13 protein-coding genes are annotated in these 14,671 nt (G+C 73.6%); 6 read left to right on the top strand and 7 right to left on the bottom strand.

Annotated elements, in window-relative coordinates; all coding sequences use genetic code 11:
• Positions 1 to 89: 89 nt before the first annotated feature.
• The 3 genes from A6P39_RS09185 to A6P39_RS09175 all read right to left on the bottom strand — a co-directional run bounded on the left by A6P39_RS09185 (position 90) and on the right by A6P39_RS09175 (position 3,560).
• Entirely contained in the window at positions 90 to 833 is a 744-nt protein-coding gene (locus A6P39_RS09185) for an IclR family transcriptional regulator (RefSeq protein WP_067053977.1), read from the bottom strand.
• Positions 834 to 1,147: 314 nt separating this feature from the next.
• Positions 1,148 to 2,989: a LamG-like jellyroll fold domain-containing protein gene (locus A6P39_RS09180; protein ID WP_067053976.1), complete on the bottom strand. Its 1,842-nt coding sequence runs from the start codon at positions 2,987 to 2,989 to the stop codon at positions 1,148 to 1,150.
• Between the two features lie 67 nt (positions 2,990 to 3,056).
• Positions 3,057 to 3,560 carry a DUF4981 domain-containing protein gene (locus A6P39_RS09175; protein WP_443052840.1) on the bottom strand — a complete coding sequence of 168 codons (504 nt, stop codon included), beginning with the start codon at positions 3,558 to 3,560 and terminating at the stop codon, positions 3,057 to 3,059.
• Positions 3,561 to 4,228: 668 nt separating this feature from the next.
• Between A6P39_RS09175 and A6P39_RS09170 the strand changes: the two genes are divergently transcribed.
• Genes A6P39_RS09170 through A6P39_RS09160 form a run of 3 tightly spaced genes read left to right on the top strand, consistent with a single transcriptional unit; the run spans position 4,229 to position 8,912 of the window.
• On the top strand, positions 4,229 to 4,477 hold the full coding sequence (locus A6P39_RS09170) for a hypothetical protein (RefSeq protein ID WP_159396176.1): 249 nt from the start codon (positions 4,229 to 4,231) through the stop codon (positions 4,475 to 4,477).
• On the top strand, positions 4,474 to 5,811 hold the full coding sequence (locus tag A6P39_RS09165) for a 6-phospho-beta-glucosidase (RefSeq protein WP_067053969.1): 1,338 nt from the start codon (positions 4,474 to 4,476) through the stop codon (positions 5,809 to 5,811). The genes A6P39_RS09170 and A6P39_RS09165 overlap by 4 nt, the downstream gene beginning before the upstream one ends.
• A 56-nt stretch (positions 5,812 to 5,867) precedes the next feature.
• On the top strand, positions 5,868 to 8,912 hold the full coding sequence (locus A6P39_RS09160; protein WP_067053967.1) for an alpha-mannosidase: 3,045 nt from the start codon (positions 5,868 to 5,870) through the stop codon (positions 8,910 to 8,912).
• A 150-nt stretch (positions 8,913 to 9,062) separates the two neighbouring features.
• Here A6P39_RS09160 and A6P39_RS09155 read toward each other — a convergent pair whose 3' ends face one another.
• Positions 9,063 to 10,187: an ATP-grasp domain-containing protein gene (locus tag A6P39_RS09155; protein ID WP_067053966.1), complete on the bottom strand. Its 1,125-nt coding sequence runs from the start codon at positions 10,185 to 10,187 to the stop codon at positions 9,063 to 9,065.
• A 271-nt stretch (positions 10,188 to 10,458) separates the two neighbouring features.
• Here A6P39_RS09155 and A6P39_RS09150 point away from each other — a divergent pair, with 271 nt between their 5' ends.
• Both A6P39_RS09150 and A6P39_RS09145 read left to right on the top strand, forming a co-directional pair.
• The gene (locus tag A6P39_RS09150; protein WP_067054036.1) at positions 10,459 to 11,364 is read left to right on the top strand and encodes a metallophosphoesterase family protein; all 906 of its coding nucleotides are present in this window, start codon (positions 10,459 to 10,461) and stop codon (positions 11,362 to 11,364) included.
• Positions 11,312 to 11,992, top strand: coding sequence for a 4'-phosphopantetheinyl transferase family protein (locus tag A6P39_RS09145; RefSeq protein ID WP_067053964.1), 681 nt, complete (start codon positions 11,312 to 11,314; stop codon positions 11,990 to 11,992). Before A6P39_RS09150 ends, A6P39_RS09145 begins: the two co-directional genes overlap by 53 nt.
• Before the next feature lie 28 nt (positions 11,993 to 12,020).
• Here A6P39_RS09145 and A6P39_RS09140 read toward each other — a convergent pair whose 3' ends face one another.
• From A6P39_RS09140 to A6P39_RS09130, 3 genes are all read right to left on the bottom strand, one after another.
• Positions 12,021 to 12,254, bottom strand: a complete 234-nt coding sequence (locus tag A6P39_RS09140; RefSeq protein ID WP_067053963.1) for a hypothetical protein — start codon at positions 12,252 to 12,254, stop codon at positions 12,021 to 12,023.
• Between the two features lie 172 nt (positions 12,255 to 12,426).
• Entirely contained in the window at positions 12,427 to 12,984 is a 558-nt protein-coding gene (locus A6P39_RS09135) for a toxin-antitoxin system, toxin component (protein WP_067053961.1), read from the bottom strand.
• Positions 12,985 to 12,998: 14 nt separating this feature from the next.
• The gene (locus A6P39_RS09130; RefSeq protein WP_067053959.1) at positions 12,999 to 13,655 is read right to left on the bottom strand and encodes a helix-turn-helix domain-containing protein; all 657 of its coding nucleotides are present in this window, start codon (positions 13,653 to 13,655) and stop codon (positions 12,999 to 13,001) included.
• Between the two features lie 268 nt (positions 13,656 to 13,923).
• Here A6P39_RS09130 and A6P39_RS09125 point away from each other — a divergent pair, with 268 nt between their 5' ends.
• Positions 13,924 to 14,595 (top strand): MmyB family transcriptional regulator, encoded by a 672-nt coding sequence (locus tag A6P39_RS09125; RefSeq protein WP_067053957.1) that lies wholly within the window; start codon positions 13,924 to 13,926, stop codon positions 14,593 to 14,595.
• Positions 14,596 to 14,671: the final 76 nt, after the last annotated feature.

The raw sequence follows: 14,671 nt of genomic DNA, 5'->3' as shown, positions 1-14,671 counted from the left end.
GCCCGTTGAGCCCGTTGAGCGCGTTGAACCCGTTGGCCGGGTGCCCCGGTCCTTCGGCCGGTCTCGCGCAGACCGCAACCGCGCGTGCGCTACGGCCGCCAGCCCAGGGCCCGGGAGATGCCCCGCCCCGCCAGCCGGACCGCCGGGGCCAGTGCCGGCACCTGGGCACCCGCGCGGGGCACCACCACCGACACCGCCGCGACCACCTCGCCGTCCGCGCCGCGCACCGGCGCCGCCACCGACAGCGCGTCCTCGGTCACCTGACGCTCGCTCACCGCCACGCCCGCGCGCCGCACTTCGGCGAGCGTGCGCCGCAGCCGCACCGGATCGGTGATCGTGTACGGGGTGAAGGCGGCGAGCGGCCCGGCGCAGTACTCCTCCTGGACGGCCGGACCGGCGTGCGCGAGGAGGGCGAGCCCGACCCCGGTGGCGTGCAGCGGCCAGCGGGCGCCGATCCTGATGTGCACGCCCACCGCCGAACGGCCCTGCAGCCACTCGACGTAGACGACCTCCGCACCGTCGCGCACCGCCAGCTGCACGTTCTCGTGCGTCGCTTCGTACAGGTCCTCCAGATACGGCAGCGACAGCTGGCGCAGGGCGAGGCCGCGCGGGGCGAGCGCGGCCACCTCCCACAGCCGCAGGCCCACCTGGTAGACCCCGGACGCGTCGCGTTCCAGCGCGCCCCACGCGGTCAGGACGCCCGCCAGCCGGTGCGCGGTGGTCAGGCTGAGCCCGGCCCGGCGGCTGATGTCTGTGAGCGACAGGGCGGGGTGCTCGTGGTCGAACGCGGCGAGCACGGCCAGCAGCCGGTCGGCAGCGGACCGCTCGCCCACCGGCACCCACCTCGCCCTCGCCGCCGCTCCCCGCCGGCCCCGGCGAGATCGTCACCGCCGACAGTACGCGGACATGCCCACGTGCGGGAGCCGGGAGGCGCGGGTGCGGAGCCGGTGCCGCACCGGGCTCCGGCCCCGTCGGCGAGGACGGGGGCGCCGAGGTGGGCGGGAGGCGTCGAGGCAGGCGGGGAGCGTGGAGGTGGGTGGGGCGTCGAGGCGGGCGGGGCGTGGAGGTGGGCGGGGGACAGCACCGGGCCGGCTCGGGCGGGGAGCCGCTGCCCGGTCGTGACGGCCCTCGTGCCACGCGGCGGCGGTCAGTGGTTCATGAAGGCGGTGACGGGCAGCGCCCGGGCGACGATCCGGACGTCGCCGAGGCGGCCGTGCAGGATCTGGTCGATCTTCCCGGCGTACTCGTAGCCGCCGAGCAGCCACGCCAGCCCGACGGAGGTGATCCCGGCGGCCGGGGCCTTGGGGTTGCGGGCGACCGGGCAGCCCTCCACGTAGAGGGTGGTGTGTCTGCCGTCGTTGACGACCGCCAGGTGCCACCAGGTCTCCAGCGGGGTCTCCTGCCCCCAGTTCGTGGCGATGCCCTCCTGGTTGAGCGGGCGCATCGCCCACTGCGGCTCACGGTCGTCCGACAAGGAGAGCGTGGCCAGCGGCTCGTCCGGGTCGTCGGCGGTCTTGCCGGCCGCACCGCCCGTGCCCGTGCGGCTGACGATGCCCGACCACGCGTGGTGGGCGGGGTCCCAGTCGGCCGGGAGACGGTAGAACGCCTCGATGGTGTAACCGTTCGTGAGAGTGGCCGAGTTGAGGGGCGCGCCGTCGACCGTACGCAGATACGCGCCCTTCAGCGGCGACTTGTGTCCCTGGAACTCCAGGCTGCCGTGGCCGGGCTGGTCCGGGTGGTGGTCGGCCGACCAGCCGAGCGAGCCGCCGCCGACCGCGACCACGGTGAGGTCGTTGCCCCGGCCGGACAGATCACGCACGGTCCCGGAGACCGGCGACTCGAACCGCCAGTACGCGACCGTGCCCGGGACCAGCATCCTCGGCACCGGGCGCGCGGGGCGGGCCGGCACCGGGTCGAAGCCGGAGAAGCGGGCGGCGAAGTCGATGCCGACCGAGAAGCGGTCCGCGTCGCCGCTCAGCTCCATCTCCTGCCGCTCGAGCGCGTTCAGGCCCTCGCCGGCTCGGCCGAGGATCCACGGGGAGACCGTCTCGACGTCGATGACATTGCGGTCCAGGTCGAAGCGGTACAGGCGGATCATCGCCGCACCGCCGAAATACCGGTTCTGGTAGTTCGTCAGGTGGAGGTGCACCTCGTGCCCGGCCGCGTTCTCGCGGACCGCCCGCCCGGCCGGCCAGTAGTGGCCGTTCAGGGTCAGGAAGATCTGGTCGTGGTCCTTGATCAGCTGGTCCCACAGCTGCTCCCCGTACGCCGACAACCGGCCGTCCCCGACGACGAGTTCGTGCGTGGTGAGGATCACGGGAGTGCGCGGGTGCCGGGCGAGGACGTCCTTCGCCCATGCGTACCCCTGCGCCGACAACCGCCAGTCCAGCGCCAGCACCAGCCACTCACGCCCGGCCGCCCTGAACAGGTGACAGGTGTTGTAGCCGTCCGGGGAGGCGCCCTTGAACGTCGCACTGTCCCTGAACCGCCGCGGACCGAAGGCGTCCAGATACGGCGTCGCGCCGCGCTGGTCGTCCGTCGAGGACCGCACGTCGTGGTTGCCGGCCAGCACGCTGTAACCGGCCCCCGCGCGATCGAGGATCCCGAACGCCCGTCCGATCGCGGCGAATTCCTCCTCGGCGCCGTTCTGGGTGAGGTCACCGAGGTGGGACAGGAAGACGATGTTCTCGCCCTTCTCGCCTCCCTCGCCGTCCTGCTCCAGCAGATGGCGCAACGACGCCTCGACGGGCGCCGGGTCGATGCTCGGCCCGTCGAACAGGTACTGGGTGTCGGGCATCACCGCGAGGGTGAAGCGACGGCTCTCCGGGTCGGGCCGCCGGGCGGTCCTCGCCGCGGCCTCGGCGACACCCGGCAGCGTGCCCCCGGCCGTGGCGGCCGCGCCCAGCAGCGCGGTGGCCCTGAGGAAACTGCGTCGTCCGGCACCGGGCTGCGCGGCCTCGCCCCGGACAGGGTCATGCGACGTACACACGTGTGCTCCGTGAAAGCCAGGGGGCAAGAGGGGTTCGGCAGCTCGCCCAGGGGGTTCGGACGGGGGTTCAGAGGGCGCGCAGGGGCCGGTTCCGGCGACGGTTCCCGGCCGTTGCCGTTGCCGGTTCCGGTGCTGGGACTGGGGATCGCGCTGGGCGGGACGCGTGTACGGCACTCTCGGCCCCGGCGTGCCGGGCGGCCCCGTTCGCCGGCAGCCGGACCCGCGGCGCGCACAGCTCCGTCCCGCGCGGCGCCCACGGCTCGTCCGCCGTCGTCACCACGCGCAGCGTCAGCCACGCCGCGCCGCCGTCCCGTGGCAGCCGGAACGGCAGGGACACGGCCGCCGTCTGGCCCGGCCGCAGGTCAGGCAGTTCGGCGGGGGCGGTCAGGATCCGGCCGTCGGCCCGCACCAGCTCCCAGGTCGCCGCCAGCCTGCCGAGTCCTTGGACCGCATGGTCGTTGACGAGGACGATTCCCTCGTGCCGCAGGCACCGGATGCCGACCGGAGCCCGGCTCCCCCGGTGCACGTACGGCCCGGCGTCCATGCGCCCGGCCGGTCTTCCGTCGCTCACGCGGTGCACGATCCCGCGGCCCCGGGACCACCGGATGAAGCCGCCCTGAAGAGCCGGGGTTGACTCGACGGCCGACCGGTGGGCCGCGCGGGCGCGGGCCATCACCACGGCGTGGCCGCGGTGGCCGGGATGGCCGCGGTGGCCGGGATGGCTGCGGTGGCCGGGATGGCTGCGGTGGCCGCGATGGCCGGGATGACCGGAGGGTGGGATGGCCGGTGGCCGGGCGGCCGGTGGCGCCGTGGGCAGTCGTGGGTGCCGTGAGCGGCTGTTCAGCGGGGAGGGGGCGACCTGGGGGACACGCTGTCGGGCCCGGCCTCGAGCAGGCGCTACTGTGACGGCATGTCACGCTTCCGGATGTGCCCGACGGGCGAGCGAGCGGGCATCCTGCCCGAACACCGCGCGCACGCCCGGCACGTGCGGAACCTCGCGGACGAGCGGCATGGGCGCGGGAGCCCGGGCCGAAGGACCGCGCCCGGCTTCGCGGAGCGGCGCCACCGGCTCACCGAGGCCCGGCGCGAGAACGAGCGGCCGGCCGCCGGCCGGTGCCGCCCGGCGGCCTGGCCCGCCGTGAGACCCGCTGCCCCGTCGGCGTCCTCACCGAGGACGGCCTCCTGTCGCACGCCGGCCGGCGCTTGCCTCGAGCCGGCGGGATCCGGCCCGGCGGGCAGGTGAGGGACACGACCGCGGCCGAGGCGCCGGCCGGGCGGGCCGTGATCACGTCAGGTGCCGGAGCAGTCCTGCTCGTCGACGGCGCCGAACTCCCGGGCGCGGGCAGGGCGCGGGTGTGCGGTCCCGGTGACCCGGACCCGGACGCGGTGGTGAGCGGCGGGCCGGCGGACCCGGCCGCCCGGCCCGTCCTCCGGGAAGCCGGAGCCGAGGAGGTCGTGGCGCAGGACCAGGAAAGGGTGCAGAGGTGAAGCTGACGATTCTGGGTGGCGGCGGGTTCCGCGTGCCACTCGTATACGGTGCACTGCTGGCCGACCACGCCGAAGGGCGGGTCACCGAGGTCGTCCTCCACGACCTGGACGACCGCCGACTGTATGCGGTATCCCGTGTACTGGATGAACAGGCCGCCGGGATCCCCGACGCGCCCGAGGTGACCGCCACCACCGACCTCGACGAGGCGCTCGCCGGCGCCGCCTTCGTCTTCTCCGCGATCCGCGTCGGCGGCCTCCAGGGCCGGGCGGACGACGAACGGGTGGCGCTCGCCGAGGGCGTACTCGGCCAGGAGACCATCGGCGCCGGAGGGATCGCATACGGTCTGCGGACCGTGCCCGTCGCCGTCGACATCGCCCGGCGCGTGGCGCGGCTCGCCCCGGACGCCTGGGTCATCAACTTCACCAACCCGGCCGGCCTGGTCACCGAGGCCATGTCCCGGCACCTCGGCGACCGCGTCATCGGCATCTGCGACTCACCCGTCGGCCTCGGCCGCCGTATCGCCCGCGTCCTCGGCGCCGACCCGCGGCAGGCCTTCGTCGACTACGTCGGCCTCAACCACCTCGGCTGGGTGCGCGGCCTGCACGTCGCCGGCCGCGACGAACTCCCGCGCCTGCTCGCCGACCCCGCCCTGCTCGGCTCCTTCGAGGAGGGCAGGCTGTTCGGCGCCGACTGGCTGCAGTCGCTCGGCGCGATCCCCAACGAGTACCTGCACTACTACTACTTCAACCGGGAAGCCGTACGCGCCTACCAGCAGGCCGGGCGGACCCGGGGTGCCTTCCTGCGCGACCAGCAGGCCCGGTTCTACGACGAGGCCCTGCGCACGGACTGCTCCGCACTGCACGTGTGGGACCGCACCCGGGCCGAGCGCGAGGCCACCTACATGGCCGAGAGCCGGCAGAGCGCCGGTGCGGGCGAGCGCGAGGCCGACGACCTGTCCGGCGGCTACGAGAAGGTCGCGCTCGCCCTGATGCGGGCCATCGCCCACGACGAGCGGACCACGCTGATCCTCAACGTGCGCAACGGCAGCACGCTGTCGGCGCTCGACGGCGACGCAGTCATCGAGGTCCCCTGCCTGGTCGACGCCAACGGTGCCCATCCCGTCGCGGTCGATCCGCTGCCGGGGCACGCCACCGGGCTGGTCTGCTCGGTCAAGGCCGTCGAGCGGGAGGTGCTCGCCGCCGCCGAGTCCGGCTCCCGGCGAACGGCGGTCAAGGCCTTCGCGCTGCACCCGCTGATCGACTCGGTCACCGTCGCCCGTGCACTGGTGGAGGGCTACACCGAGGTCCATCCTGGCCTCGCGTACCTTGAGTGAGCAGCCTTAGTAAGCGCTTTCAGCCCTTTGCTCGCCTCTCCCTCCTGGAGACCGCCATGCACGACGAACGCCGTCGCATCGAGGAGCGCGTCGCACGCCTCCACGACCAGCGCATCAAGCCCGCGATCTACGCCGCCGGCGTCCCCCTGGAGGTGGCCGCCTGGCAGGCCCCCGGGGAACCGGTCTCCTTCGAGGAGGCCGCGGCCGCCGTGTACACGCCGTTCACGACGGGTACCCCGTGGGGGCCGCCCTGGGGTACGACCTGGTTCCGGATGCGCGGTGAGGTGCCCGCCGAGTGGGCGGGCAGGCACGTCGAGTCCGTCATCGACCTCGGCTTCGTCGGCGACTGGCCCGGCAACCAGGCCGAGGCCCTCGTCCACCGCACCGACGGCACCCCGCTGAAGGCGGTCAACCCGCTCAACCAGTACGTGCCGGTCGCCCGCCCGGCGGCCGGCGGCGAAGTCGTCGAGTACCTGGTGGAGGCGGCCTCCAACCCGGACGTCCTCGCCAACGGCTTCGCCGCGCCGACCCCGCTCGGCGATGTACGGACGGCAGGCGACCGTCCACTGTATACATTCCGCCGCGCGGACCTCGCCGTCCTCGACGAACCGGTCTGGCACCTCGACCTCGACCTGCAGGTGCTGCGCGAACTGATGCGGGAACTGGGCGAGCACGACCCGCGGCGGCACGAGATCACCCACGCCCTCGACCGGGCCATGGACCTGCTCGACCTGGACGACGTCTCCGGCTCGGCGAGCGCCGTACGCGACGCCCTGAAGCCCGTGCTCGCCAAGCCCGCCCACGCCAGCGCGCACATCGTCTCCGGCGTCGGCCACGCGCACATCGACTCCGCCTGGCTGTGGCCCATCCGCGAGACCAAGCGCAAGACGTCCCGCACCTTCTCCAACGTCACCGCGCTCGCCGACGAGTACGAGGAGTTCGTCTTCGCCTGCTCCCAGGCCCAGCAGTACGAGTGGGTCCGCGACCACTACCCCCACGTCTGGGAGCGGATCAAGAAGTCGGTGGCGAAGGGCCAGTGGGCGCCGGTCGGCGGCATGTGGGTGGAGGCCGACGGCAATCTGCCCGGCGGCGAGGCGCTCGCCCGCCAACTCGTGCACGGCAAAAGGTTCTTCATGGACCACTTCGGCATCGAGACCAAGGGCGTCTGGCTGCCGGACTCCTTCGGTTACACCGCTGCCTACCCGCAGCTGGCCAAGCTCGCCGGCAACGACTGGTTCCTCACCCAGAAGATCTCCTGGAACCAGACCAACACCTTCCCCCACCACACCTTCTGGTGGGAGGGCATCGACGGCACCCGGATCTTCACCCACTTCCCGCCCATCGACACCTACAACGCCCGCTTCAGCGGCGAGGAGATGTCCCGGGCCGTGCGCAACTACGCCGAGAAGGGCGGCGCCACCCGCTCCCTCGCCCCCTTCGGCTGGGGCGACGGCGGGGGCGGCCCCACCCGCGAGATCATGGAACGCGCCCGCCGCCTGAAGGACCTGGAAGGCTCGGCGAAGGTCGAGATCGAGCACCCGGACGCGTTCTTCGCCAAGGCCCGCGCCGAGTACCCGAACGCCCCCGTGTGGGTGGGCGAGCTGTACCTGGAGCTGCACCGCGCCACCTACACCACCCAGGCCCGCACCAAACAGGGCAACCGCCGCAGTGAACACCTGCTGCGCGAGGCCGAGTTGTGGGCCACCACGGCCGCCCTGCACGCGTCGGGCTACGCCTACCCGTACGAGAAGCTGGACCGGCTGTGGAAGACGGTCCTGCTGCACCAGTTCCACGACATCCTGCCCGGCTCCTCCATCGCCTGGGTGCACCGCGAGGCCGAGGCCGAATACGCCCGCGTGGCGGAAGAGCTGACGGCGCTCACCGGCGAGGCGATCGCCGCCCTCGGCGCTGGAGCACCCCGTGTGTTCAACACCGGCCCCCGCGACCGCGCCGAGGTGGTCCGCACCTCCGAGGGCACACCGGTGTACGTGTGGGTGCCCGCAGGCGGCTCCGCGCCCCTCACCCCGGCCGAGCCCCCGCACCCGGTGACCGTGCGCGGACACACCCTGGAGAATGGAATCGTCCGTGTACAGGTGACAGAAGACGGAACACTGTCGTCTGTCTACGATCTACGGGCTCGCCGCGAAGTCCTCGCCGGTCCCGGCAACCTGCTCCGCCTCCACACCGACCTGCCCAACCACTGGGACGCCTGGGACATCGACAAGCACTACCGCAACCGCTGCACCGACCTGCTGGAGCGCGACTCGGTCACCGTGACCGAGGAGGGCCCCCTCGTCGGCGCGATCCGCGTGGTCCGCTCCTTCGGCCAGGGCTCCCGGATCACCCAGACGATCACCGTCCGCGCCGGCAGCGCCCGGATCGACATCGAGACGGACATCGACTGGCACGAGACGGAGAAGATCCTCAAGGCGGGCTTCCCCGTCGACGTGCGCGCCCCGCACTCCTCGGCCGAGATCCAGTTCGGTCACGTCCAGCGGCCCACCCACACCAACACCACCTGGGAGGCGGCCCGCTTCGAGGTCTGCGGCCACCGCTGGGTGCACATCGCGGAGCCCGGCTACGGCGTCGCCGTCGTCAACGACTCCACCTACGGCCACGACGTCACCCGCACGGTGCGGGAAGACGGCGGTACGACCACCACGATCGGTCTCAGCCTGGTCCGCGCCCCGCGCGTCCCCGACCCCGGGGCCGACCAGGGCCGCCACCGCTTCACCTACGCGCTGCTGCCCGGCGCGGGCATCGAGGACGCGGTCGCGGAGGGCTACGCCCTCAACCTCCCGCTGCGCGTGGCCGATTCGGCGGGCGAGCCCGAGCCCGTCGTCCGCGTCCAGGGCGAGGGCGTGACCGTGGAGGCGGTCAAGCTCGCCGACGACGGCTCCGGGGACGTGGTGGTCCGGCTGTACGAGTCCCGGGGCGGGCGCGCCGAAGGGCTGCTGCGCACCGGCTTCCCGCTGGCCCGCGCCGAGGTCACCGACCTGCTGGAACGCCCGCTCGAGCAGGCCGAAGCGGACGGCGACGCCGTACCGGTGCGGCTGCGGCCGTTCGAGGTGCGGACACTGCGGCTGGCCGTGGCGCGCTGAGACACCCGTGGGCCCCACGCCCGCAGGGGTGCGGGGCCCACGGGTGCGGGTCCGTAGGGACGCGGGGCCCACGGGTGCGGGGCCGTAGGGAACATGAGGCTCCCGCCGCGCGAGCGCGGGCGACCATCGGGACCCGCTCCCGGCACACGCCTAGAGCGGCAGTGCCTCCGCCGCCGAGGCCGCCTGCACGGGCACCGGCACGGACAGGGCGGGAAGCGGCACCTCGGCCTCCTCGGTCCGCTGCCGCGGAAGGGCCGGCAGCAACGGCCGCGGTCCCGACACCACGGTGTAGTCCTGCCCCAGGAACGGCGGCTCGATGGTTCCCGGGTCCTCGCCGAGCGCCAGCTGCACGGCGGCCCAGGGGGCGTTCACCCCGCACAGCGACAGCTGGTGCAGCCCGCCGGCCGGCCGCGTGTTGACGTCCAGCAGCACCGGCTGGTCGCCGTACATGCGGAACTGGACGTTGGACAGGTGGTGCAGCCCGAAGCCCCCCGCGATCAGCCGGGCCGGTGCCAGCCACCGCTCGTCCAGGGTGAAGCCCCGCCGGCGGCCGTTCTTCGTGCGGCCCACCGCGAGCCGCACCCGGTTGTCGGGCCCGGTGAGGACGTCGACCGAGACCTCGGGCTGCTCCAGGCGCGGCATCACCAGCCAGTCCACCGGCTCCTCGCAGTGCCGCAGCGCCTGGAGGGCCAGGTCCAGCTGTACGTACGGGCCGGGGAAGCCCGCGAGGTGGGCCAGCGAGAAGGGGGCGCGGGTGATCACCCGGAAGCCGACCCCGCCCGCACCGGCGGCCGGCTTGAAGCACGCCTTGTGCCCGGCCGCCTCCAGCTCCTCGACCGCCGCGAGGAGTTCGTCCGCGGTCCGCACCCGCCACCACGGCGGCACCGGGATCCCCACCGAGCGGACCGCCTCGTACGCGGTCGCCTTGTCCTCGAACACGGCCACCGCCTCGGGCGTCGGCGCCAGCAGCGCCGTACCGGCCGCCGCGAAGTCGGCTCGGTGCGCCACGATCGCCGCCTGGTGCAGCCGGGGCACGAACACGTCGATGCCGCGCCGGGCGCACTGGTCGAGCGCGTACTCGACGTAGCCGGCCGGGGACAGGCCCTCCGGCTCCAGGTCCGCGGTGTCGGCGGCGGCCAGCACGGGGGAGTCGGGGTCCCCGTGCGTCGCATGGATCTCCACCGCGCGGTCGCTGGGATTTCTGCGCAGCTGTTCCATGAAGAAGACGTTCTCCGCGTACGTGCGGTTGAGCCAGACGCGTACGCGAGAGAACATGCAGGCCGCCTTTCGGGGATTTCGGGCAGGGCTGAGCGGCCCGTGCCCGGGCAGGAGAGAGGAAGGGACACCGAACAACCCCTGCGAAAAGGGAGGTTGAGACGTCGGTGTTGGGGCGATCATACGGCTTTCAAGAGCCCGCGCGTGCAACGCGGATGTTACGGATCCACGGACCCGCGCGGGCCCCGGCACCCGGCCGGGGACCCCCTTGTCCCGGGTCCGGGAATGTGTTCTTGTGGTCCGGGCGAGGATGATCGGAGAGGGGTACGGGGTGGAGTCGACGGCCGGGGACGGACAGCTGCTGGCCATCAGTGACCTGCACATCTCCTATCCGGAGAACCGAGCCCTGGTCGAGGGCATGCATCCCGCCGGTGATGACGACTGGCTGATCGTGGCCGGTGACATCGCCGAGACCGTGGCCGACATCCGCTGGGCCCTCGCCACGCTCGCCGGCCGCTTCCGCAAGGTGCTGTGGGCACCGGGCAACCACGACCTGTGGACCCATCCCAAGGACCCCGTCACCCTGCGGGGCCTCGCACGCTACGAGCATCTGGTCGCCCTGTGCCGGGAGCTGGGCGTCGTCACTCCCGAGGATCCCTACCCGGTGTGGGAGGGACCGGGCGGCCCGGTCGCCGTCGCGCCCCTGTTCCTCGGGTACGACTACTCGTGGCTGCCGGCCGGCTGCGCCACCAAGGCCGAAGGCCTGGCCTACGCGGAGAGCACGGGCATCGTCTGCAGCGACGAGTACCTGCTGCACCCCGACCCCTATCCGACCCGGGACGCCTGGTGCCGGGCCCGGGTCGCCGAGACCGAGCGCAGGCTCGCCGCACTGCCCGCGGGCCTGCCCGTCGTACCGGCCAACCACTACCCGCTGCACAGGCACCCCACCGAGGTGCTGTGGCACCCCGAGTTCGCCATGTGGTGCGGCACCACGCTGACCGCCGACTGGCACCGCCGGTTCCCCGTCGCGACCATGGTCTACGGTCATCTGCACATCCCCCGCACGACCTGGCACGACGGAGTCCGCTTCGTGGAGGTCTCCGTGGGTTACCCCCGAGAGTGGCGCAAGCGCCCGCAGTCCCCGGGCCGGCTGCGCCGTATCCTGCCGATGGAGGTCGAAGCCGGTGATCGAGGAGCTGCTCCCGGAGTCGGTCGTGGCCGTGGAGGCACACCATGACGATCCGCTGTGGGACACCCCGCTCTTCGCCGAGGAGGAGGCGCTCGTCGAGCGCGCGGTGACCAAGCGCCGCCGCGAGTTCGCCGCCGTACGCGGGTGCGCCCGGCGCGCCATGGAGAAGCTCGGTGTGCCGGCCCAGCCCGTCGTCAACGGCGAGCGGGGTGCCCCCGTGTGGCCGGCCGGACTGACCGGCAGCATGACCCACTGCGACGGCTACGGCGCCGCCGCTCTCGTCCGCGCGGCCGAACTGGCCTCCCTCGGCATCGACGCCGAGCCGCACGGGCCGCTCCCCGAGGGCGTCGGCGACGCGGTGTTCCTGCCCGCCGAGGCCGAGCGGCTCGCCCGTCTCGCCGCGCGGCGGCCCGCCGTGCACTGGGACCGGGTCCTGTTCAGCGCCAAGGAGTCCGTCTACAAGGCGTGGTTCCCCCTCACCCGCAAGTGGCTGGACTTCTCCGAGGCCGACATCACCCTGCGCCCCGATCCGGACAGCGCGGCGCACGGCACCCTGCACGCCGAACTCCTCGTCCCCGGGCCCCTGGTCGCGGGCCGCAGGATCCGGGTGTTCGAGGGCCGGTGGGCCGTACGCGACGCGCTGGTGGCCACCAGCGTGGTCGTACCGCACGCGTGAGGCCCCGGCCGCGCGGGCCCGGCGGCACTCAGGCGGGTGGGTGCGGGTGCCAGTCGCGCAGCAGGCGGAAGAACTCCTCCTCGTTGCCCGCGAGCCCCGCCCGGGCCAGGGCCTGCTCCGCCTCGGCCAGCACGGCGGGCGGCACCATGGCGGGCCGGCCGCCGTCCGGCGGCCCGTCGAAGGCGGCGCGCACCGTGTGCAGCAGCCGCAGATAGGCCTGGACGGCGGTGCGCTCACGGTCGGTCAGTACGGCGGTGGGCATCGGTCGGCTCTCCCCGGGTAGGCGTCACGGTCGCGCACACATGCGCGCACCTCCAGCTTGCCGCCCACCACTGACAATGCCGTCCGGCTGCGCCCCGCATCGTCCGCTCGGCGCAGCGCGGTCCGGCCGCGCACCTGGACGCCTCCCGGCACGCCGACGCCTCCCGGACGGTTCAGCCCTGTGGCCCCGGATAGCCCAGGGTGACCTCGATACGGCCGGCCAGACGGTCGCGCCGCCCCGGGCCGCGCGATGGCGAACCGGCCAGCCAGGTACGGCACTTGGACGACAGCAGCAGGCCGAAGGCCTCAGCCTGCCGTTCCTCGGCGAGGGCGAAGCGGGTCCGGGCCGCGACCCGCTGCACCGCGGCCTGCAGCGCGGCCGGGTCGGTGTCGTCGTCCAGCAGCCGCGTGGCGACCCCGATCCCGGCGACGGGGTGCCCGCGGTGGTCGGCCTGCATGTGCCACAGCTCGTGGCCGAGGATCACCAACTGGTGGGCGGGGGCGGTGCGTTCCTCCACGACGACGACGTCGCGGTCGGTCAGTTCCAGCCACAGTCCGCTCGCCGTGCCGGTCGGGAAGGCGGCCGTACGCAAGCGCACCGGGCGGCCGCGGCGCCGGCTCATCGCCTCGCACAGCGCGTGGTACAGCTCCCGCGGCGGTGCCGGCACGGGCAGGGTCAGGCCGCCCACCAGTTCGTTGCACAGCCGGCGCATGTCCCTGCCGATGCCCACGGTCCTCCCCCGGTTCACGACTCGGGCCGCTTGACGCTCTCCAAGAGCATGTCCAGCCACTCCGCGACCTTGTCCCGGTGCTGGTCGGTCGGCAACTGCGCCGCCCGCCAGGCGATCCCGCGCACCCCGTGGTCCTGGAGCAGCCGCTCCAGCGGATCCCCGTCGGCCGAGGCGGCGGCCCGCTCCCGGTCGGCGAGCTTTTGCAGCAGCTCCTGCTCGGTGCGCATCAGCGCACCCGCCAGTGCCTCGGGGTCCTCGGCGGTCAGGAAGCCGGCGTGCACCCGGAAGAAACGCTGCAGCGCGTCGCAGTGCTCCATGGTGGGCCGCCGGTCGCCGTTGATGAGGGCGCCGGCCTGCTGGCGGGACATGCCCGCCCCGTCGGCGATCTCCTGCTGGGTGTACTTGCGGCCGCCCGGCTTCAGCCGGGTGCGGCGCAGCAGGCCCAGGCGCTGCAGGAAGCGCGCCTGGACGTCCGGCTCGCCGGCCGGCCGTCCGCTCAGCAGGGCCCTGACCACCGGCTCCGGGACGCCGCAGGCCACGCAGAGCCGTACGACGTCGAACACCTCGGTGTGCGGTATGCCGAGCCGGTCGGCGAGCGCGGTGACGCGGGCGACGACGGCCGGCAGCTGGGCGGTCGCCGAGGCGCCCGGATCCTCGTAGCCATCCGTCACCGACAGAACTCCTACGTCTCTCGAGGGCTTCCGTTGCGTCCGATGCGTCCGACGCGTCCGATGCGTCCGCGGGTCCTGCGCGCGGCCGCCGTGAACTTCCCGGAGATTAGCCGGTGCCTCGAACTCACATCCAGGTGTCGCCACAACTGTGGCGAATTTCAGCCGTCAACAGGCAGGAAATGCCACGATAGTTGACATGCCTCTTGCCGGGGTCGCAGGATCGCAGGGGCCGCGTCAAGGCCGCATAGGCAAGAGGGGTGACCTCCCGATGGCACATCAGGCAGGAGGGCGGCGGCCGGCACCGCGGCCCGTCCCCGAGACGTGCGACACCCAGGCGTACCTCCAGGACTACGCCGCGCTGCTGGAGTCCCTCGTCCTGCCCTCCCTGGTCGTGGACCACCGCTGGGACGTCATCATGGCCAACAGTGCGTACGCGACGCTCTTCCGCGGTGCCCGCCCGCATCCGACGGCCATGCCGGGCGACAACTTCCTGCGGTTCGTGCTCTTCCACCCGGACGCCGCCGAGGTCCTCGGCGAGCACGAGCCGGGCTGGTGCCTGCCGATGCTGGCCCATCTCAGGTCCGCCCTGGAGACGTACGGCCACGATCACGAACTCCAGGCGGTGCGGCGGGAGATCGCCCAGGACCCGATCATGGAGGCCGCCTACCGGCAGGGCCTGCCGCACTGGATGCGGGCGGTCGGCGAGGCCGGGACCCGGCTCGACGGGGCCGTGCGGCTGCTGTTGCACCCCGACCCGCGCCGCGGCCCCACCGAGTGCCGGGTCGTCGACGAGACACCGCAGACCCTGCGGGAGATCGGCTACCGGCGCCTGACGATGGTCCTGCGCGACGCCCGCCGCCCCGCCGCGCCCGTACGCCGCCCGCGCCGCCCGCGCGGCACGGCGCCCCACCTCACGGTCGTCCCGGCGCCCCAGGACTGACCCGGCACCGCCGGCGTTCAGGTCGCCGGCGGCGCCGGGTCGGGACACCGCGCCCGCTCGCCCGCACACCCGCACG

Origin of the sequence: Streptomyces sp. FXJ1.172 (genome assembly GCF_001636945.3) — a bacterium.
GTDB lineage: Bacteria > Actinomycetota > Actinomycetes > Streptomycetales > Streptomycetaceae > Streptomyces.
Note: the sequence above shows the minus strand (reverse complement) of the source record. Positions and strands in the feature narration are given on the sequence as shown.

Excerpts from the sequence above, each read along its gene's own strand:
- A6P39_RS09140 (WP_067053963.1), bottom strand. The coding sequence starts at position 12,254 with ATGCCCACCGCCGTACTGACCGACCGTGAGCGCACCGCCGTCCAGGCC.
- A6P39_RS09125 (WP_067053957.1), top strand. The coding sequence starts at position 13,924 with ATGGCACATCAGGCAGGAGGGCGGCGGCCGGCACCGCGGCCCGTCCCC.
- A6P39_RS09160 (WP_067053967.1), top strand. The coding sequence starts at position 5,868 with ATGCACGACGAACGCCGTCGCATCGAGGAGCGCGTCGCACGCCTCCAC.
- A6P39_RS09155 (WP_067053966.1), bottom strand. The coding sequence starts at position 10,187 with ATGTTCTCTCGCGTACGCGTCTGGCTCAACCGCACGTACGCGGAGAAC.